This window comes from Halomonas korlensis (assembly GCF_900116705.1).
GTDB classification, from domain to species: domain Bacteria; phylum Pseudomonadota; class Gammaproteobacteria; order Pseudomonadales; family Halomonadaceae; genus Halomonas; species Halomonas korlensis.
Genome location: NZ_FPBP01000003.1, coordinates 361164 through 381695, shown reverse-complemented (window position 1 = coordinate 381695; position 20532 = coordinate 361164). Strand labels below are relative to the sequence as shown.

At 64.7% G+C, this 20532-nt stretch carries 19 protein-coding genes; 6 read left to right on the top strand and 13 right to left on the bottom strand.

The window, feature by feature from the left end:
- The first annotated feature begins 70 nt into the window (after positions 1–70).
- On the top strand, positions 71–982 hold the full coding sequence (locus BM341_RS06490; RefSeq protein WP_089794088.1) for a nuclease-related domain-containing protein: 912 nt from the start codon (positions 71–73) through the stop codon (positions 980–982).
- On the opposite strand, the gene BM341_RS06485 is transcribed toward BM341_RS06490, so the two are convergent.
- The 13 genes from BM341_RS06485 to glnA all read right to left on the bottom strand — a co-directional run bounded on the left by BM341_RS06485 (position 983) and on the right by glnA (position 14517).
- Entirely contained in the window at positions 983–1777 is a 795-nt protein-coding gene (locus BM341_RS06485) for a ribonuclease T2 family protein (RefSeq protein ID WP_245784190.1), read from the bottom strand.
- 3 nt (positions 1778–1780) lie between these two features.
- Entirely contained in the window at positions 1781–3127 is a 1347-nt protein-coding gene (locus BM341_RS06480) for a deoxyguanosinetriphosphate triphosphohydrolase (protein ID WP_089794086.1), read from the bottom strand.
- Positions 3128–3188: 61 nt separating this feature from the next.
- The gene (locus BM341_RS06475) at positions 3189–4685 is read right to left on the bottom strand and encodes a tripartite tricarboxylate transporter permease (RefSeq protein WP_089794084.1); all 1497 of its coding nucleotides are present in this window, start codon (positions 4683–4685) and stop codon (positions 3189–3191) included.
- Between the two features lie 9 nt (positions 4686–4694).
- Complete coding sequence (locus BM341_RS06470) at positions 4695–5171, bottom strand: tripartite tricarboxylate transporter TctB family protein (RefSeq protein ID WP_175507808.1); 477 nt, start codon at positions 5169–5171, stop codon at positions 4695–4697.
- On the bottom strand, positions 5168–6163 hold the full coding sequence (locus BM341_RS06465) for a Bug family tripartite tricarboxylate transporter substrate binding protein (RefSeq protein ID WP_089794080.1): 996 nt from the start codon (positions 6161–6163) through the stop codon (positions 5168–5170). Before BM341_RS06465 ends, BM341_RS06470 begins: the two co-directional genes overlap by 4 nt.
- Positions 6164–6253: 90 nt before the next feature.
- Positions 6254–7459, bottom strand: a complete 1206-nt coding sequence (locus tag BM341_RS06460; protein WP_089794078.1) for a CaiB/BaiF CoA transferase family protein — start codon at positions 7457–7459, stop codon at positions 6254–6256.
- A gap of 2 nt (positions 7460–7461) precedes the next feature.
- The gene (locus BM341_RS06455) at positions 7462–8424 is read right to left on the bottom strand and encodes a hydroxymethylglutaryl-CoA lyase (protein ID WP_089794076.1); all 963 of its coding nucleotides are present in this window, start codon (positions 8422–8424) and stop codon (positions 7462–7464) included.
- A gap of 214 nt (positions 8425–8638) precedes the next feature.
- Positions 8639–9220 (bottom strand): hypothetical protein, encoded by a 582-nt coding sequence (locus tag BM341_RS06450; RefSeq protein ID WP_089794074.1) that lies wholly within the window; start codon positions 9218–9220, stop codon positions 8639–8641.
- Between the two features lie 166 nt (positions 9221–9386).
- The gene (gene ntrC, locus BM341_RS06445; protein ID WP_089794072.1) at positions 9387–10796 is read right to left on the bottom strand and encodes a nitrogen regulation protein NR(I); all 1410 of its coding nucleotides are present in this window, start codon (positions 10794–10796) and stop codon (positions 9387–9389) included.
- The gene (glnL, locus tag BM341_RS06440; protein ID WP_089794069.1) at positions 10789–11832 is read right to left on the bottom strand and encodes a nitrogen regulation protein NR(II); all 1044 of its coding nucleotides are present in this window, start codon (positions 11830–11832) and stop codon (positions 10789–10791) included. Before glnL ends, ntrC begins: the two co-directional genes overlap by 8 nt.
- A 263-nt stretch (positions 11833–12095) precedes the next feature.
- A complete protein-coding gene (locus BM341_RS19635; protein ID WP_281246484.1) occupies positions 12096–12227 on the bottom strand; it encodes a hypothetical protein in 132 nt (43 codons plus the stop codon).
- 114 nt (positions 12228–12341) lie between these two features.
- Positions 12342–12926, bottom strand: coding sequence for a DUF4124 domain-containing protein (locus BM341_RS06435; RefSeq protein WP_089794067.1), 585 nt, complete (start codon positions 12924–12926; stop codon positions 12342–12344).
- 184 nt (positions 12927–13110) lie between these two features.
- Positions 13111–14517 (bottom strand): glutamate--ammonia ligase, encoded by a 1407-nt coding sequence (gene glnA, locus BM341_RS06430; protein WP_089794065.1) that lies wholly within the window; start codon positions 14515–14517, stop codon positions 13111–13113.
- A gap of 566 nt (positions 14518–15083) precedes the next feature.
- Here glnA and BM341_RS06425 point away from each other — a divergent pair.
- From BM341_RS06425 to BM341_RS06405, 5 genes are all read left to right on the top strand, one after another.
- A complete protein-coding gene (locus BM341_RS06425; RefSeq protein WP_089794063.1) occupies positions 15084–15623 on the top strand; it encodes a glycosyltransferase in 540 nt (179 codons plus the stop codon).
- A gap of 142 nt (positions 15624–15765) precedes the next feature.
- Positions 15766–17592 (top strand): translational GTPase TypA, encoded by a 1827-nt coding sequence (gene typA, locus BM341_RS06420; protein ID WP_089794061.1) that lies wholly within the window; start codon positions 15766–15768, stop codon positions 17590–17592.
- A gap of 130 nt (positions 17593–17722) precedes the next feature.
- Complete coding sequence (locus BM341_RS06415; protein ID WP_089794059.1) at positions 17723–18037, top strand: hypothetical protein; 315 nt, start codon at positions 17723–17725, stop codon at positions 18035–18037.
- Positions 18038–18167: 130 nt separating this feature from the next.
- Positions 18168–19613, top strand: a complete 1446-nt coding sequence (locus BM341_RS06410; RefSeq protein WP_089794057.1) for a sodium-dependent transporter — start codon at positions 18168–18170, stop codon at positions 19611–19613.
- A gap of 90 nt (positions 19614–19703) precedes the next feature.
- Positions 19704–20468: an ABC transporter ATP-binding protein gene (locus BM341_RS06405; protein ID WP_089794226.1), complete on the top strand. Its 765-nt coding sequence runs from the start codon at positions 19704–19706 to the stop codon at positions 20466–20468.
- Positions 20469–20532 lie beyond the last annotated feature (64 nt).

Genomic DNA, 20532 nt, shown 5'->3' with positions numbered 1-20532 from the left:
TGGCCCTGAAGGGCTGTGCTTGTCTAGAATGGGGTGCCGCTCCCACCCCGACGGGCAAGGACACCGACCGATGGCCTGGCTGGAATACCTGTTACCGCTGATCTTTCTCTTCCCGCTGGCCGCCACAGGAGTGATCGTTGTCGCGCTGCGTAATCTCCACGACTCCCGGGTGCGCTCGCCCTTCGACGCCCACCCGCTGCGTGAGCCAGGTCAGGCGCTGCGCGACCGGCTCGACCAGGCCTTCGCCGGGCTCTTCCTCGACGGCGCCCTGGGGCCCATCATCACGCTGGCGCCGTTGGTCTACGGCATGGGACGCATGCTCTTCGCCAATCAGCAGAACTGGCTGGAATGGGGTTTCTACGGCCTGATGAGCACCCTGCTGATGCTGCTGTACAGCTTTCTAGTGATCCGCGACTTCCAGCGCATTCGCCGCCTGAAGCTGGGGCTGGCCTGCGAACTGGCCGTGGGACAGGAACTCGAGGCCATGATCCGTCCCGAGGCCCATCCCTATTACGTATTTCATGACGTGCCCACCGACACCACCACCATCGACCATGTCGCGGTAACGCCCCACGGCGTGTTCGTGGTCGAGACCCGTGCTCGCACCCCGGCCTGCGCCGCCGATGGCAGCGAGATCAATCGCGTGGCCGTGGAGCGCGACCGGCTGCGCTTTCCCGGCTGGAGCGAGCGTCGCCCCCTGCAGAAGACCCGCCAGGCCACCCGCTGGCTGAGCCATTGGCTCGATGAGCGAGCCGGACAGGCGGTGCCGGTCATGGGCGTGCTGGCCCTGCCCGGCTGGGATATCGACGCCCAGGCGGCCGACGGCGACCTGCTGGTGGTGAGCGGCGAAACGCTGGCCCGCCAGCTCGACCAGACCCGGCTCGGCGTGATCGATGCGCCCACACACGATGCGATTATTGCCGCCCTGCTCGAACGCGCCGCCCTGCTCGAACTCACCCATCTGCAGGCGCCGTCGGTCTGATCAGTCGAAGGTGGCGATCCTGACGCGCGTCGCACAGTCCCCGCGCCCCAGCGGTACCAGGCTGTCGGCCTCGGGAAAGGCGTCCAGGCGCTCGGCGTCGATACCGATGCGCACCTCGGTCAGCAGCCGGTTGCCGCGACCGTCGCATTCGAGCCGCAGGGCGCGACCGGTCGCGTCGCCGAAAGCTGCCTCGAAGGCCTTGATCAAATCGTTGCGCGCCACCTCGCCGCCCTGGTTGAGGGCCACGAAGCCCCCGAAGGCGCTGGCGTTGACCGCCTCGACCAGCGCCACCGACGCGGCGAAATAGTCCTCCTCGGGCATCGCGAAACAGGCGGCATGCTTGGCGTATTGGTAGCGTTCCAGACAACTGGCTCGCCCTGGCATCGCCTCGTCCAGCTCGGCCTCGAGACTCTCGGAAAGCGCAAAGGGCGGATGGGCGCGACAGAAGCTGCCCTCGGCGCGAGGCCGTTCGAGAAAGCAGCCTTCCCGCCACCACTCGCGCCGCTCGACGCCGCGGTCGGCCAGGCGTTCGGGCAGCGAAGGCCAGAGGCCGTGCAGCACGAAACCCCGACCGGCGCCTTCGCGAAGGGAAGGGTCACGACACTCGCGCGGCGGGGATGCGCGACTTGCGCAGAAGCCCGCGTGCCAGGTCAGCGCCAGGGTGTAGTGGTCGAAACCCTCGGCGTCGAGCCGCGACAGTGGCGTCTCGGCGAGAACGAGTCCGCTCCATACCAGCGCCAGCAGGCCGAGCCGCCAGGCGTTGCGCAGGCGGCGACGAGAAAAGGCCATGCTCATCCGCTATCCCCGCAACCGACCGCCCATTTCCTGGGCGAGGTCGACCGCGTAGTGATCCGTCATGCCACCGATGAAGTCGAGCATGCGTCGGTAGCTGTCGTAGAGGCTCCAGGAAGGGCGCGGGGTGTTCTCGCCGATCAGCGCCAGCACGCGCTGATGCTTGAAGGTGGAGCGTCCCGTGTAATGAAGCTCGTGGGCCGCCCCGATGAATGCCTCGAGCAGGATGCCCAGTGTGGTGTAGGCACCAATCTCCAGCTTGGCCTTGCGCTCGTTCTGGAAGATGCGCTCGCGGGCCAGCTGCTTGGCAGCGGTTACCCCCCAGCCCAGGTCCGGATGGCAGAGATCGAGCAGGTCCTGGCTGAGCGAGCCGCTGCGCAACTCGCTCTCGTGCTGCACGAAGACCGCTCCGACGTCGTTCACCGCCCGCTCCATGGCGGCGCCGCGCAGGGCGGCGATACGCCGTCGCTGCGAGACGCCGCTGCGCTGCATCTCATCATAATCGGCCGGCACCCCACCGGCGATCTGGGTCAGCACCTCGGCCACTTCATCGAAGCGCAGGATGCCCATCTCCAGACCGTCTTCGAGATCGAGCAGGGCATAACAGATATCGTCCGCCGCCTCGACCAGCCAGGCCAGTGGATGACGGCACCAGCGCCCCTCGCCCCTGGGCAGCAGTCCCAGCCGCTCGGCGACCTCACACAATAAAGCACGCTCGCTCTGGTAGCAGCCGAACTTGCCGGCCGTCCCGCCGTGTTCCACGGTCCAGGGGTACTTGAGCAGGGTACCCAGCGTTGCCGTAGTTAAGCGCATGCCGCCGCGAAACTGGTTGTACTCGATCTGGGTGACGATACGAAAGCCCTGGGAGTTGCCCTCATAGGTCAGCAGGTCCTCGCGCTCCAGCGCAGACAGGCCGTCCAGCAGCCCGCTACCGTTGGCACCAGCGCGCGAGAACCAGTCGCGGATGGCGTACTCGCCGGCGTGGCCGAAGGGTGGGTTGCCGATGTCGTGCCCCAAGCAAGCGGCCTGAACGATAACGCCAAGATCTGCCGGGGTGATCCAGGCGGGCAGTCGTGCATGCAGACGCTCGCCGACGATCATGCCCAGCGAGCGGCCCACGCAACCGACCTCCAGCGAATGGGTCAGGCGAGTGTGGACGTGATCGTTGTCGGTCAGCGGGTGCACCTGGGTCTTGCGCCCCAGGCGCCGGAAGGAACCGGCGAAGACGATGCGGTCGTGGTCCTTGTGGAAGGGGCTGCGGCCGATCTCGTCGCGGCCGCTGGCGGGCGGCGTGTCACGCGTGTCGTGAAGTCGGCCCGGGTCGAGCAGCCGCTCCCAGCTCATCTGCGTCATGGGCAATCTCCTTGAGACCGCCATTCTGGCAGCCTCCGGCGCCGGCGCCCAGCCCGAGAGCCTACGGCAGGCGCGCCCTGACCAGCCAGGAGTAGACCAGACCGGCAACGATCAGAGTGACGGCGAAGAGATAGATCCCCACCGAGATGCCGCTGTTCCACAGGATGCTCCACTCGCCGCCGGAGATCGACATGGCACGGCGCAGGTTGAACTCCATCTGCCCGCCCAGCAGCAGGCCCAGCACCACGGGCACCGTGGGAATCTCCAGCTTGCGCAGCGCATAGCCGAGCACCCCGAAGCCCAGCATCATATAGAGGTCGAAGGCGCTGTTGTTGAGCGAATAGACCCCGACGAAGGCCACCATCATCACCATCGGCATCAAGAACCAGCCGGGTGCCTGCAGCACCTTGGCGAACAGGCTCACCAGCGGTACGTTGAGCACCAGCAGCACGAAGTTGCCGATCACCAGCGCCGCCACCAGGCCCCAGACCATCTCCGGCTGCTGCTCGAAGAGCAGCGGCCCCGGGGTAATGTTCATCGACAGCAGCAGCGCCAGCAGGATCGCCGTGGTGCCGCTGCCCGGGATGCCCAGCGACAGCATGGGTATCAGCGCGCCACCGGCAGCGGCATTGTTACCCGCCTCGGGGGCCGCCACCCCGCGCGGGTCGCCCTGGCCGAAGCGGCCACTCTTGCCGACCCAACGCTTTTCGAGCATATAAGCAAGAAAGCTGCCCAGTGCCGCCCCGGCCCCAGGCAACACCCCGGCTACGAAGCCGATCAGCGAGCCGCGGGCGATGGTCGGCGCACAGCGTCCAGCGGAGCGCACGCCGGGCATCGCCGAGCCGATCGTCAGGGTCGGGCGGTTGGTGCCGCGAATGTCCTCCAGGTAGATCAGGCACTCGGAGATGGCGAACAGCCCTACCAGGGCGACGATGAAGTCGATGCCGTCGTAGAGCTCGTAGAGCCCGAAGGTGTAGCGCGGCACCCCGCTGACCGCATCGATGCCGACGCTGCCCAGCAGCAGCCCCAGAAAGGCGGCGGTGAAGCTCTTGACCAGGCTGCCACCGGTCACCCCGCCGATGGTGGCGAAGGCCAGCACGAAGAGCGCGAAGTACTCCGCCGGGCCGAAGCGGATGGCGAACTGAACCAGCAGCGGGGCAAAGAGCGCCAGCCCCAAGGTCGCCACCCCGGCGCCGACGAAGGAGGCTACCGCGGAAAGCCCCAGCGCCTCACCGCCACGCCCTTGCAGCGCCATCGGATAGCCGTCGAGGGTGGTCATCATGGCCGGCTCGTCGCCGGGGATGTTGAGCACGATGGAGCTGATGCGCCCGCCATACATGCAGCCGTAATAGACGCTGACCAGCAGGATCAGCGCCCCCGTGGCCGACAGGCTGAAGTTGAAGGAGAGCGGGATCATCAACGCCACGCCGTTGACCGGCCCCAGGCCGGGCAGCGCCCCAATCAGGGTGCCGATGACGCAGCCGATGATGGCCAGGAAAAGGTTCTGAGGCTCCAGGGCCACGGCAAAGCCCTGGGCGAGAAAGGCAAGAATATCCATGTCGTGAGGTTACCAGTCCAGACCAGGCATGTTGGGCAGCGGCATGCCGAGCGCGAACTCGAACAGCGCATAGAGCGACAGGGTGAGCACACCGCCGCTGACCAGGGCGGACTTCCAGGCCGCCCCGAACAGATGGACCAGCAGCACCACCGTTACCAGGGAGGCGGGCAGGAAGCCGAGCGGCTTGACCAGGCCGGCGTAGCTGGCCAGCACTAGCAAGGTCAGCGCCTGACGCACCAGGGCGGCGCGTCCGGGCCAGCGCTGGTTGAGTCCCGGTTTCAAGATAAGCAGCAGCGACAGCACCGCCAAAGGCAGGCTGATCAGGCGCGGGTATTCGCCCGGCCCGATGGGCTGCATGAAGCCCGACTCCAGGTCGTGCGACAGCCACCAGGCCCCCACCGCCAGCACCAGCAGCAGGGCCCCGGCGATGCGATCGCCGATAACGCCGGGCACCCGCCCGGCGTCGTCCTGCAGGAGATCGCTCACTGGATGACCCCGATCTCCCGGGAAATGGCCTCGACCTCGTCGATGGACTCGCGGACGAAGGTGTCGAACTCGTCGCCACCGCGCCACAGCGGCACCAGGCCGTTCTGCTGGGCGACTTCCTTCCACTCGGCGCTGTCATAGAGCGTCTGGAGGTCCTCCACCATGGCGGCATAGTCCTCATCGGATACCGCACCGCCGGTATAGAAACCGCGCCAGTTGTAGCCGGCCACGTCATAGCCCTGGGAGGCGGCGGTGGGCAGCTCGTCGAAGGGCTCGGGCAGCGACTCCTCGGAGAGTACGCCCAGAACACGCACATCGCCCGACTCGATGAAGCCGGCAATCTCGCCCAGATCCGTCGATACCACGTCCACGTGACCGCCCATCATCTGGGTCACGGCCGGACCGCCGCCATCGAACTGCACCCAGCGCAAGCTGCCGATCTGGTCGGCCGGCATCCCCGCCTCCTTGGCCAGCATCAGCGCGCGGATGTGGTCCCAGCCGCCGGCACCGCTGGAGCCGGCAACGGAAAGAGCGCCTGGGTCATTGACCATGGTGTCGAGCAGCTGCTCAAGGCTCTTGTACTCGCTATCGTCATCCACCAGGATGACGCCCACGTCGGTGCCCAGCATGGCCAGCCAGCGCATGGTATCGGCCCCGCCGGGGTATTTGCCCTGGGCGATCTGGGTCACCCCCACGGTGCTGGTGGCGACGATCAGGTCGCTGTCGTCAGCACGATTGCTTTCGACGTTGGCGAAGGCCACGGCGCCCACCCCGCCCGGCATGTTGGTGACCTGTACCGGGCTGTCCACCAGTTCGAGGTCGAGCAGCAGCTTGCCCACCGAGCGGCAGGTGAAATCCCAGCCGCCGCCGGGGTCCGCCGGCGCGATGCACTCGCTGATGGGCAGCGCCTGGCTGGGCGTGCTGACGGCCATGCCGGCGCCCAGCAGGGCGGTGGCGGCGATGCCGTAGAAGCTCTTGGTGATGGATGTCATTGGCGTCTTCCTCCTGGTTATTATTGTGGCGAGTGGGTCGGGGCTCGCCCTGGCATTCCCCCGCCTCGCGGCGGCCGTGTTCAGGGTAGCTTAGATAACGCCGCGGGCCAGCAGCACATCCAACTCGCTCGGTGTCATGCCCAGTTCCCCAAGTAGTTCGCGGGTGTGCTCACCGAGCCGTGGCACCCGGTGGTAAAGGGCCGGCGGTGCCTCGCGCATCTTCACCGGGAAGCCGGTCACCGGCACCCGGCCGGCGTCGCCCTGGTCGATCTCCAGGCGCATCTGCTGGGCCTGTACCTGGGGGTCGGCGAAGGTCTCGCGCAGGTCATGCACCCGGCCACAGGGCACCCCGGCGCGGTTGAGGTGCTCAATCCAGTCGTCTACCCGGCGCTGCTCGATGACACCGTTGAGGATCTCGCGCAGCGCCTCACGATTGGCCATGCGCTGGGCGTTGTCGGCGAAGCGCGGATCGTCGAGCAGGTAAAGCAAGTCCAGCGCCTTGAGCAGGCGCGATACCATGGTGTCGTTGCTGGGGGCGATGGCCACCTCGCCGTCGCTGGCCTTGAACAGGCCATAGGGGTAGAGCATCGGATGGTCGTTGCCGGTGCGTGCCGGGATTTGGTCAGTCGCGAAGTACTCGGCGGCCAGGTAGCCGAGCATGGCGATCAGCCCGTTGGTCAAGGCCGTCTCGACTATCTCGCCCTGGCCGGTGGCGGCACGGCGTACCAGGGCCGCGCAGATGCCGAACGCCAGGTTCTGGCTGGCGACCATGTCGCTGATCGGCGGGGCGGCGCGCATCGGCTCGCCATCGGCCGGGCCATTCACGCCCATGAAGCCGCTCATGGCCTGAGCGATGAAGTCGTAGGCGGGACGGTCGCGGTAGGGGCCGGTGGCGCCGAAGCCGTTGATACGCCCCACCACCAGACGCGGAAAGCGCTCGCGCAGGGTATCGTCGTCGAGTCCCATCTTGGCCAGCACGCCGGGGCGAAAGTTCTCCACCAGCACGTCGGCGCCTTCGAGCAGGCGATTGAGAATCTGTTTGCCTTCATCGCTGCGCAGGTCGAGGGTGAGCGAGCGCTTGTTGCGGTTGAACTGGGCGAAGTACCAGCTCTCGCCATTGACCATGTTGCCCTGGCCACGCACCACGTCGCCCTTGCCCGGAGACTCGACCTTGATCACGTCGGCGCCGTGGTCGCCAAGCATTTGGGTACAGAAAGGCCCCGAGATGACCCGGGTGAGGTCGATGACGCGAATGCCGGCCAAGGAGCCCGGGGCGCTAGGAAATGAAGCCTCCATACTCATCCTCGTGCCGTGGCCACGGCGGTGCATTCGGCGAGCGCCAGGCGCGGCCCGGCCTTGGAGACCTGGGCCGGCAGGGGGCGCCCCATCATTTCGCTGGCAAGCCGTGCTGCGTCGATCAGACCCTCGAGCTCGAGGCCCGTCTCGATGCCCATCTCCTCGAGCAGATAGGCAAGATCTTCGCTGGCGATATTGCCCGAGGCACCCGGCGCGAAGGGACAGCCGCCCAGGCCGCCGATGGAGCTTTCGTAACGATCCACGCCCAGCGCCAGACCCTGCATGACGTTGGCCAGGCCGATGCCGCGAGTGTTATGGAAGTGCAGCGTCAGCGGCAGGCCCGAGACGACTTCACGCAGATGGTTGATGCGCTCGGCGACCAATGGCGGTGTGGCCATGCCGGTGGTATCGCCCAGCGACAGGTGAGTCGCCCCCAGCTCAGCGAAGCGGCGAGCAATGTTCGTGACCGCCCGGACCGGCACATTGCCTTCGAAGGGACAGCCGAAGGCAGTGGCGATGGCGCCACGCAGCGCCACGCCGCTACCTTCGAGCAGGCGAGCCACCTGTTCGAAGCCCGCCAGGGACGCCGCGACGCTGCGGTTGACGTTCTTGGCGTTGTGGCTTTCAGAGGCGGAGACGAACAGCACTACCGAGTCCACACCCGCCTCCAGGGCGCGCTCGGCGCCGCGCACGTTGGGCACCAAGGCAGAAAGGTGCAGGTCGGGAGTCTCTCGCAGCGTCCTCACCAGCGCCGCTGCGTCGGCCAGGGCCGGTACCGCCCGTGGGCTCACGAAGGAGGTGGCCTCGAACTCGCGCACCCCGGCCGCAATCAGCGCGCGGGCCAGGGCCAGCTTGTGCTCGGTGGCGAGCACCACGGGCTCGTTCTGAAGGCCGTCGCGGAGACCTACCTCGGTAATCTGGACGCGATGCGGCGGGCTCTCGAGGGCAGGCGGGACGTCGGGCATCGGACTGTCCTATTGCATGATAGGTTCAGGTCCTTGACGCTACGGCAGTCCCCTCTCCCTCAACAATGCGCCTTTCGTTGTAGGCTTGCTTGTCGTCAGCCAACGATGCCTGAAGGAAGTCGATAGAAGGCCCGAACCGTAATGCCGATACGGGCCTTGAGAGCGAATCAAGGGAGTTTCGAGGCGAAGGCCGGCAACCCTACCGGGCATCCCGCTAGCGGCTGCCGGGCGAGGTGGATGTCGAGGTGGGGGTTCGTGTACCCGGCGAGCTGGCCGGTGACGGCAGCGCCGCCTTCAGGTGGGTCGGTGTCTCGAAATCCTTGGCCGCCGCGCCTCTGGCACTGGTCAGCCCACCGGGAAAGCCGCTGCGATCGCGATAGTCGGGCGTCGGCCCGCCCTGATAGGCGTACCGCTTGCCGAGCGACTGGGCACAGTACAGGTCCACCGCGGTGAGCGCCCCCATGGCGATCAGGGCCATATTGAGGTTGTCGCGCTTGGGATTGAACTTGTCTTGCCTTGCCCAGCTCAGGGCTGCCAGGTCCAGAACGTCGCCGCCCACGCGGGCCCACATTGCCGGCACCGGGTTGGTAGACAGTGCGCCCATGCCGGTCATCACTTCACGCGTGGCACACAGGCGCACGAGGTTTTCCGAGCCCTCCATGCCCAGAGTGCGAGTCCAAACAGCCGGCTTGACCAACTGGCAAAGCCCCAGGCCGATACTGAACCAGCCCACCAGGTGCGCCATGCGATCGGCAGTGCTCAGTGAACTGGTGGGATGCATTGTGTCGTGGTGCATGTTCAACCTCCTAATCCTTCAGGGTGTGAGACCCTGCTTGGCGCCACTGTCCTGTGGGCCATGAAACCCAGGGTTTCTCTAGATGGTTCCTCTCGATTGTAGACCCTGAGCGAGGAAAAGCGACGGGGCGCGTCAAGGGACGAGCGCTCGTAAACAATGGGCCTGCCTATTCGTCCGCCAGCGCCGGCAACAGGGTCTTGAGCTTGCGTGTGAGCGTGTTCCTGCCCCAGCCGAGCAGCTCGGCGGCCTCGCCCTTGCGCCCGCCGGTATGCTTGAGGGCGGTTTCGACGAGGATGCGCTCGAAGTCGGGGACCGCCTGCTCGAGCAGGTGCGTATGACCGGCGGCCAGCGCCCGATCGGCCCAGTCGCGGAAGGCGCTGCGCCAGTCGCCATTGGCGGCGTCGGCGCCATCGCTATTGCGAAGCTCCGGGGGCAGGTCTTCGACCAGCACTTCGCGCCCCGAGGCCATCACCGTCAACCAGCGGCAGGTATTCTCGAGCTGGCGCACGTTGCCGGGCCACGGCAGCTGGGTGAGATGCGTCTCGGCCTCGGCGGTCAACACCTTCACGTCGGTGGAGAGCTCCTTGGCCGCCTCGGCCAGAAAATGCCGCGCCAGCCGCGGGATGTCTTCGCGGCGCTCGGCAAGCTTCGGCAGGTGCACGCGAATAACATTGAGGCGGTGGAAGAGATCCTCGCGGAAGCGGCCATCGTCCACCAGGATCTCGAGATTCTGGTGGGTGGCGGCGATGATACGCACGTCGACCCGCACCGGAGTGTGCCCGCCCACCCGATAGAACTCGCCATCGGCCAGCACCCGCAGCAGCCGGGTCTGGGTCTCGGCCGGCATGTCGCCGATCTCGTCCAGGAACAGGGTGCCGCCGTTGGACTGCTCGAAACGGCCCTGGCGCTGCGAGGTCGCGCCGGTGAAGGCGCCCTTCTCGTGGCCGAACAGCTCCGACTCGATCAGGTCGCGGGGTATCGCCGCCATGTTCAGGGCGATGAACGGTTTGCCGGTCCGCGGGCTGTGCTGATGCAGCGCGCGGGCGACCCGCTCCTTGCCGGTCCCCGATTCGCCATTGATCATCACCGTGATATGCGAGTGCGACAACCGGCCGATGGCGCGAAAGACCTCCTGCATCGCCGGCGCCTCGCCGATGATCTCGGCATCGAGCCCCTCGGGCACGCTGACCGGGCGCTGGCGTTCGCGGGCATGAGCCGCCGCGCGGCGCACCAGCGCCAGCGCCTCATCGACATCGAAGGGCTTGGGCAGGTATTCGAAGGCGCCGCCCTGGTAGGAAGCCACGGCACTGTCGAGATCCGAATGCGCGGTCATCACGATCACCGGCAGGTCAGGATGCGCCTCGCGCACCCGCGCCATCAGGTCCAGGCCATCGATGCCGGGCATACGGATATCGGTGACCAGTACATCGGGGGGATCGTCGAGCAGGCGACCGAGCACAGTATCGGCGCGCTCGACGCACTCGACTTCAAGGTCGGGTTGCGCCAGGGCCCGTTCGAGCACCCAGCGAATGGCGCGGTCATCGTCGACGATCATCACGCGGGCGATATCAGTCATGGCGATTCTCCAGCGGAATCAGCAGGCGGAATTCGGTCTTGCCGGGGGCGGACTCGCATTCGATCAGCCCGTGGTGTTGATGCAGGATCGACTGGGCGATGGAAAGCCCCAGTCCACTGCCTTCGGCGCGACCCGAGACCATCGGATAGAAGAGCGTATCGCGCAGTGCCGCGGCGATACCCGGGCCGTTGTCGGTCATGCCGACTTCACAGACCAGCCGGTGACGTTCGGCACCCAGGGTGAACTGACGCCGGGCGCGGGTCCGCAGGATCAGCCGGGGCCGCTCGGTGCCGGCCTCGGTCATGGCCTCCACGGCATTGCGCGCCACGTTGAGCACCGCCTGGATCATCTGCGACTCGTCGCCGGCAAGGTCGGGCAGGCTGGGGTCGTAGTCGCGCTCGATATGCACGCCAGGCTGCTCGACGATCAGCAGCGAACGCACGCGCTCCAGCACCTTGTGGATGTTCAGCGCCTCGTGACGGGACACCCGGTTGGGCCCCAGCATCGAGTCCACCAGATCGCGCAGCCGGTCGACTTCCTCGATGATGATTCGTGTGAACTCCTTGAGTCCCGGATCATCGAGATCGCGCTCGAGCAGTTGGGCCGCGCCACGGATGCCCCCCAGCGGATTCTTGACCTCGTGGGCCATGCCGCGCGCCAGGACCTTGATGGTTTCCTGACGGCTCTGCAGCGCCTCCTCGCGGGAGATGCGCAGCAACCTGTCGCGCGGCTCGATCTCCAGCAGCAACTCGTCCGCGGACAACGGCGACACGGTGTAATCCACGGTAAGCGCCTCACCGTTCGCCAACTGCAACCGCGCCTCGCGCTGGGTGAAGGGATGGTAGGCATCGCGGGCCTTCTTCAAGACGTCCCCGATATGTTCCTGGCCGAGCAGCGCGGTCAGCGTGAGTCCTTCCACTCGGCTCAGGCTCAGCGCCAGCAGGGCTTCGGCGGCAGGGTTCATCCACTGCACGCGCAACTGCGCATCAAGCAGCAGTACCGCGGTAGTAAGATGTTCCATCAAGCGTTGATACATCGGGCCCTCTCGTGTCTTGGCAAGATCCCATACTGCCGAAAACTCTCGGTGACAGCGTTATTTCGCCGCCTCGCCAGCTGTCTTCCCAGCTGTCTTCCCAATGCTTTGCAAGAAGCGGGCCAGCCGCATAAACCACGGCCTGGCGCCATTACGGTGCTGCCATGCACCGTTCTAGTGCACCAAAATAGTGCGTCGGTTTTGATGGCGCACAGTGAAAGGGCGAGGCGCACCACGGGACGCACCGATTCATCCACCCCCGCGACTCAGCGATCGCGGGGAAAACGCTGCTTGTCCCAGCGGCGGTAACGCCGCTTCTCTCGCTCGGCGGCGCGCCTTGCCTCTCGATGACGCAACTGGTCGCCGGGTCGATAGTCGAGGGCGCTGTCCTCGCTCACCCTGTCGGCATGATCGAAGGCATCGAAATGCCCGTCGCCGCGGCTCGCTGGCTCGCGACAAGGCCTGTCACTGCCGTCCGGGCACAGCGGCCGAGGAGCCCGGCGAAGGGGCAGCTAATTGGCGGGGTTATTGGGGTTCTGGGGCAAATTAACGCTGGCGCGCTGGACATACAGCGTCACGGGGGACGTGCGATGGCGAACCTCGCCGCTGCCATCGATCAGCTCGGCCTGCAGGACATGCTCGCCGCGCGTCAGGTCGGTCAGCAGGAACGCCTCGGTGTGCATCGCCGACTGGCTGACGCGCCCGTCCACCAGCAGCCGTACCCGATGGTCCTCGCGCAGCCGGGGTTCGATGCCTAGCGTCACTTCAAGGCTGCCTGCAGCGCCACTGGGAAGCGTTTCCTCATTGCCGGGTGAGGCGATGCGGAAGCTGTCGTAGGGCATGAAGGGCTCGCCAGGACCATCGCGGGAGGCACTCGTACCGCCGCTCTCGACCCGTGTCACGGCTTCCTGGTCGCGCACCTCGCCACGCGAAGGCACCACCGTCAGCGGCTCGAGGTCAACCGCTTCGCCACCACGCTCCGGATTGTCGGTGAAGATCACGTTGCCTTGGGCGTCGGTGCTGCGATAGATGGTCTGCGCCTGGACGATGAGGCTCAACGAGAGTCCCAGCGCCAGCGCCGCGATTGCCTTGTGCATACGTCTCTCCGTGCCGGTCACCGCCGCCCCGGGCGAGCGCGACGTGCAAAATGCGGACTTGCTGATTGGGATACTGACCCAAAGAAAAGGGTTCCGCCATGGCGGAACCCTTTTTTCGTCTCGAGGTACGTCTCGTCTTGTTGACCCACCTAAATCGGGGCCGGCTCGACAAGCGGCCGCGTGATCAGCAGCTGTAGTACATGTCGAATTCAATCGGATGCGTCGTCATGCGGATACGCTCCACGTCTTCCATCTTGAGTTCGATGTAGGCGTCGATCATGTCGTCGGTGAACACGCCACCTTCGGTCAGGAAGGCGCGATCGGCATCCAAGGCTTCCAGGGCCTGGTCGAGGCTCTCGGCCACAGTTGGCACGGACTTGCCCTCTTCCGGCGGCAGGTCATAGAGATTCTTGTCCATGGCGTCGCCGGGATGGATCTTGTTCTTGATGCCGTCGATGCCGGCCATCAGCATCGCCGCGAAGCACAGGTAGGGGTTGGCGGTCGGGTCCGGGAAGCGCAGCTCGACACGCTTGCCCTTGGGGCTCGCGGTGTAGGGAATGCGGATCGACGCGGAGCGGTTGCGGGCGCTGTAGGCCAGCATCACCGGCGCCTCGAAGCCTGGCACCAGACGCTTGTAGGAGTTGGTGGAAGCGTTGGCGAAGGCATTCAGGGCGCGGGCATGCTTGATGACACCGCCGATGTAGTAGAGCGCCATTTCTGACAGGCCGGCGTACTCGTCACCGGCGAACTGGTTCTGACCCTCCTTCCAGAACGACTGGTGCACGTGCATGCCGCTGCCATTGTCGCCGACCAGTGGCTTGGGCATGAAGGTGGCGGTCTTGCCATAGGCGTGGGCCACGTTATGGATCACGTACTTCATTTCCTGAACTTCGTCGGCCTTCTTGACCAGGGTGTTGAACTTCACGCCGATCTCGTTCTGGCCGGCGTTGGACACCTCGTGGTGGTGCACCTCGACGCTCTGGCCGATCGCTTCCAGGGTATTGCACATGGCGCCGCGAATGTCGTGAAAGCTGTCCACCGGGGGCACCGGGAAATAGCCGCCCTTGACCCGCGGACGGTGTCCCAGATTGCCGCCCTCGATCATGCTGTCGGTGGCCCAGGCCCCCTCCTCGGAGGATATCTTGTACATGGCGCCTTGAATGTCGGTCTTCCAGTGCACCTCATCGAAGATGAAGAATTCAGGCTCGGGACCGAAGAACGCGGTATCACCAAGGCCGGTGGACTGCAGATACGCCTCGGCGCGCTTGGCGATCGAGCGCGGGTCACGCTCGTAGCCCTGCATGGTGGCCGGCTCGATGATGTCGCAGCGCAGCACCAGGGTCGCGTCTTCGGTGAAGGGGTCGAGGAAGGCGGAGCCATCTTCCGGACGCAGGATCATGTCCGACTCGTTGATGCCCTTCCAGCCGTTGATGGAGGAACCATCGAACATCTGGCCGTTCTCGAAAAATTCCTCGTCGACATCACGGGCAGGAATCGTAACGTGCTGTTCCTTGCCGCGGGTATCGGTAAAGCGCAAATCGACCCATTTAACGTCGTGTTCTTCAATCAGGGCAAGAGTCTTGGCAGACATGAAGTCCTCCATAGTGAGCTTGGCTCGATCGACGATGGGCCGACCGACGGGATGATATGAGAGCCGACGTTATCGGCGATCTTTTGTAGCACGCCGTGGGCAAGCTGCCCACGGTCGCCATAAACGTGCATGGCGCTGTTCAGAACAATGCATCCCGCATGCCAACCTTGCACCAGCATAGCGTTTATTTCTCATAACCATCTGAATTATGCATACTTTCGATTAATGATTTTTTCAGGCGCCGATCATGCGCTTCGCTCCTTTAAGGGTAAATAGGGGAGCAAGACGCATATTTGCACCTACTTGGTGCATATAGATACGCTAATGCACCGATTTCGAGCAAAACACCAACTAGCATCAGCCGTGCCTCATAGTGATGGCTTGGCTCATCATGGCCTAGGGATAGCCTCCCTTGCCAATTGTCAGCAAAATCACTCCTACGGCGTATTGAAACAATTAACAACTAATAGATACTCTTTATTACATTAAAGCGCCGGTCGACTAGCTCACGAATTTCATCCCCAGCGTCTCGGCATGCTGTCCGACCTAGCGGAGCCCACTCGTTCATGTTCACCTGCAGCATCTTTCTCGATGCACGTTCCTCAGGCGCGGGGATTCCGCGACGGCTGACGTCATTGAAGGAAATCTTGCAGCGTCTCGACAATCGCCTCGAGTTACTGGTGGTGGACGATACAGGGGATCGCCGCCTGGCGGTCCTGGCGAAACATCATGGAGCGATCCTGATTCACGCCGAAGGCACGCCGCTCGGCGATCGTCTCAATCTGGCCGTGACGCACAGCCAGGGCGAAGTGCTGCTCTTCCCGGCTCAAGGCGCCTCGTTGACCCTGGATTGGATCACCCGCACGATCGCGAGCATGGAGCATCATGAGCGCGATGCGGTGGTCAGGACGCAGCAACCCTCGAGTCGCCTGGCACGCCTGTGGCGACGACTGCATTACCACCCGTTCAGCGATACCCTGTGTGTGTCTCGCGTCTGGTTCGATCGTATCGGGGGCTGTGATCCCTCGCTGGATGCTGACGCCCTCCCCGACCTGATCGAGCGGCTGCGCGCCTGCCAGGCTCGCGTGGATAACGACCCGGCCTGACTCTCGCCCCGCCAGTTCGCGCTGCATGTCGACGGGAAGCCACTGATATTGCGTGTTTCCGCCAGGCCGCCACCGACAACACTGGTAGCCATGCCGGCCCTGCCCCTATAATACTGCCCCCCTTTTCCAGCAGGATCCTGTCGTGATCGAGAATCTCCGCAACATCGCCATTATCGCCCATGTCGACCACGGCAAGACCACCCTGGTCGACAAGCTCCTCAGCCAGTCCGGCACCCTGGACCGCAAGGCCGAGGGGCAGGAGCGCATCATGGACTCCAATGACCAGGAAAAGGAACGTGGCATCACCATCCTGGCCAAGAACACGGCGATTCGCTGGCAGGCCCCGGGCGGTGAGTACTACCACATCAATATTGTCGACACGCCGGGACACGCCGACTTCGGCGGCGAGGTCGAGCGCGTCATGTCGATGGTCGACTCCGTGCTGCTGCTGGTCGACGCCGTCGACGGTCCGATGCCGCAGACGCGCTTCGTCACCCAGAAGGCCTTCGACAAGGGCCTCAAGCCCATCGTGGTGGTCAACAAGATCGACCGCCCCGGCGCGCGCCCCGATTGGGTCATCGACCAGATCTTCGATCTCTTCGACAACCTCGGCGCATCCGACGAGCAGCTCGATTTCCCGATCATCTACTGCTCGGCACTCAACGGTGTCGCCGGCCCCGACCCCGACGAGCTGGCCGAGGACATGACGCCGATGTTCCAGTCGATCGTCGATATCGTCGAGCCGCCCAAGGTCGAACTCGACGGCACTTTCCAGATGCAGATCTCGGCGCTGGATTATTCCAGCTACGTGGGCGTCATCGGCCTGGGGCGCATCACGCGCGGCTCGGTGAAGCCCAACCAGCAGGTCAGCATCGTCAGCAAGGAAGGCAATGTCCGCAAGGGCAAGATCGGCCAGGTGATGACCCACATGGGCCTGGAGCGCGTGCAGACCGACGAGGCGACCGCCGGCGATATCATCTGCATCACCGGCATCGATAACCTGGCGATCTCCGACACCCTCTGCGACACCGCCAATGTCGAGGCGCTGCCGCCGCTGTCGGTGGACGAGCCGACCGTCTCCATGAGCTTTCAAGTCAACGACTCGCCGTTCGCCGGCAAGGACGGCAAGTTCGTCACCAGCCGCAACATCAAGGAGCGCCTGGAGCAGGAACTGATCCACAACGTCGCGCTGCGTGTCGAGCAGGGCGAAACGCCGGAGAAGTTCAAGGTGTCCGGGCGTGGCGAGCTGCACCTCTCGGTGCTGATCGAGAGCATGCGCCGCGAAGGCTTCGAGCTGGCCGTAGGCCGCCCCGAGGTGATCATTCGCGAGATCGACGGCGTCAAGCAGGAGCCGTACGAGGAAGTGATCATCGACTGCGAGGAGCAGCACCAAGGCGCCATCATGGAGGAGATCGGCTATCGCAAGGGCGAGCTTTCCAACATGAATCCTGACGGCAAGGGCCGCGTGCGCCTGGACTTCATCATCCCCGCACGCGGGCTGATCGGGTTCCGCGGCCAGTTTTTGACCCTGACCTCTGGCACCGGCATCCTCACCAGCCGCTTTGATCACTACGGCCCGCTCAAGCCCGACGCCGCCGTCGAGCGTCGCAACGGCGTGCTGGTGTCGATGGTCGGCGGCAAGGCGCTGGCCTATGCGCTGTTCGCCCTTCAAGAGCGCGGCAAGCTGATCATCGACCATGCCACCGAGGTCTACGAGGGCATGCTGATCGGCATCAATAACCGCGCCAACGACATGGTGGTCAATCCCACCAAGGGCAAGAAGCTCGACAACATGCGCTCCACGGGCAACGACGAGAACATCGTGCTGACCCCGCCGGTGAAATTCTCGCTGGAACAAGCCATCGAGTTTCTCGATGACGACGAACTCGTCGAGATCACCCCGTATCACATTCGCCTGCGCAAGAAGCACCTCACCGAGAACGAGCGCAAGCGCGCTAGCAAGAAATAACGCCCGCCGCGCTGCCTGTCCGAGCCTACCCCCGGCGGGCTCGCGGGTTTGCCATGGCGTTTGATAGTCGGACAGCTATGCTGGAGGCTGTCGAATCACGTTAGGCCAATCATGTTAGGGGAGCAAGACCATGCACAAGCACGTGGACTGGGATGATCCCGGCGCCAACAGCGTCCTTCAGCACTTCGCGAACAATCCCGTCGGCCTCGACGAGCCGGGACCCGGCGACATCCTGTCGGCTCGCCATGAAGGCGCCATTGTTCGCGTCAAGGTCGAGGCCTATATCGACGGCACCAGCATCGGCGACGTCGTGGCGCTGATCTCGGCCGACAACGGCCGCCGCCTGAAATCCCACGGCAAGCTCGTCCTGGGCGATACCGTGCGCCTGCCCGATGCCAGCCGCGCCCTGGAGCCCCAACTGGATGCCAGCGACGACGAGGACTGAGGGCGGCAGACGAGGCCACCTAGTGCCCTAAACGCGCGCTAAACGCTAGCCCACTAGCCATGAAGGGGCTGATGTCGCAAAGTTGCACGTCTGGCCCACAAGGCTGACATACATCACACCCGGAAACTTCATGAGCACGCACAACGTCTGGACTCACAAGGGTACCTTCCTGCTGGCCGCCGTCGGCTCGGCGGTCGGCCTGGGCAATCTCTGGCGCTTTCCTTACCTGGCCGGCGAGAACGGCGGTGGCGCCTTCATCCTGATCTATGCCCTGACCATCTTCGCCGTCGGCATCCCCATTCTGATCGCCGAAACCATGCTGGGACGCGCCAGTCGGCGCAGCCCGATCATGGGCATGCGCCACCTGACCCAGACGCACAATACCTCGCGAGCCTGGGAGGCCATCGGCTGGCTGGGCGGCGCTTCGGCCTTCTTGATCCTGAGCTTCTATTCGGTGATCGCCGGCTGGGCCCTGCATTACACCTGGCAGATGTTTACCGGCAGCCTGGTGGGCGCCGACGCCGAAACCATCAGCGCTGGCTTCGATGCCCTGCTCGCCTCGCCTGGCCTGCTGACGCTCTATCACACCCTGTTCATCATCGCCTCGGGGCTGATTGTCGGCATGGGCATCCACAAGGGCATCGAGAGCGGCCTGCGCATCATGATGCCGGCACTGTTCGTGATCCTGCTGGTGGTTCTCTTCTACAGCATCGTCAATGGCGATATCGGCGCAGCGGCGAGCTTCTTGTTCACCTTCAACCTCGCCGACCTGAGCCTCGAAGGGTGGCTCGAGGCCATGGGCCAGTCGTTCTTCACGCTGAGCCTCGGCATGGGCGCGATCATGGCCTACGGCGCCTACATGTCCAGCGCGGCCTCGCTGACCCGCACCGCCATTGCCGTGGCGTTTGTCGACACCGCCGTGGCGATGGTCGCCGGCCTGGCGATCTTTGCGCTGGTATTCGGTGCCGACCTCGACGCCGGACAGGGCCCCGGGCTGATGTTCGTCACTCTGCCGCTGGCCTTCGCCGAGATGCCGTTCGGTGCGCTGATCGGCGGCGTGTTCTTCATTCTGGTGCTGGGCGCCGCGATCAGCTCCTCGATCTCGCTGATCGAGCCGGTGGCAGCCTATCTCGTCGAGCGCTTCGACATGACCCGCCCCCAGGCGGTCGCGCTCATGGTCGTGGCCAGCTGGGCAATGGGCCTGCTCACCGTGCTCAGTTTCAACCTATGGGCCGAGGGCACGCTGTTCCACACCCTGTTCGGGCGCAGCGCCTTCGAGTTCATCGAGTTGCTGACCAACATCTTCATGCCAGTAGGCGGCCTTTTGATCGCGCTGTTCGCCGGCTGGGCACTGACACAGAGCGAAGTCATGATGGAGCTTCGCACCAACCAGCGCTGGTTTGTCCTCTGGCGCTTCCTGGTGCGCTTCGTCGGCCCGGCTGCCGTCTCCTTCGTCTTCCTGCGCACCATTCCTCAGGTCGAGGGCTACCTGATCCCGACCATTGGCGCCATCGTGATCGTCGGCGCCTTCGCTGCCGGCCGCACCTTCCTGGTGGAGTCCAGCCAGGAAAAATGATACCTCCTGCCGCTGCCCCCCGGGCGGCGGCCTCGGGGTCTTCCCATGGGTATGATCAATGACAAGAAACATAACCAGGCGGAACAGGCCATGGCAGCCATCATCGACGTGCAGCACGTCAACAAGGCCTTCGGTGGCCTAAGGGTCATCAATGACTGCTCGATCCAGGTGGAACAGGGGTCAATTACCGGCCTGATCGGCCCCAACGGGGCCGGCAAGTCCACCCTGTTCAACATCATCGCCGGTGCCCTGCCGCTGGACAGCGGCCAGGTGCGACTCGATGGCGAGGACATCACCAACCGACCCGCCAACGAACTCTTTCACAAGGGCCTGCTGCGCACCTTCCAGATCGCCCACGAGTTCTCCCAGATGACCGCTCTGGAGAACCTGATGATGGTGCCACCCCACCAGCCCGGCGAGAGCCTGTTCAATGCCTGGTTCAAGCCCTCGCTGGTGGGTATGCAGGAGGTTGAGGTGCGCCGCCGGGCGCTTGAGGTAATCGATTTCATCAGCCTCAACCATGTGCGCAACGAGCTGGCCGGCAACCTCTCCGGCGGGCAGAAGAAACTGCTGGAACTGGGCCGCACCATGATGACCGACGCGCGTATCGTGCTGCTCGACGAGATCGCCGCCGGGGTCAACCGCACCCTGCTGGGCGATCTGATCGGCAACATCGAACGGCTCAACCGCGAGATGGGCTACACCTTTCTGGTCATCGAACACGACATGGAGATGATCGCGCGTCTCTGCGACCCGGTGATTGTGCTGGCTCAAGGTAGCGTGATGGTCGAGGGCTCGATCGAGGACATCCAGAACAACCCCGAGGTCATCGAGGCCTATTTCGGCACGGCCTGACGCACGCACCAATCTATGGTCTATGGCATCGCCACGACAAGACCGACAACAGACGAGAACGCAG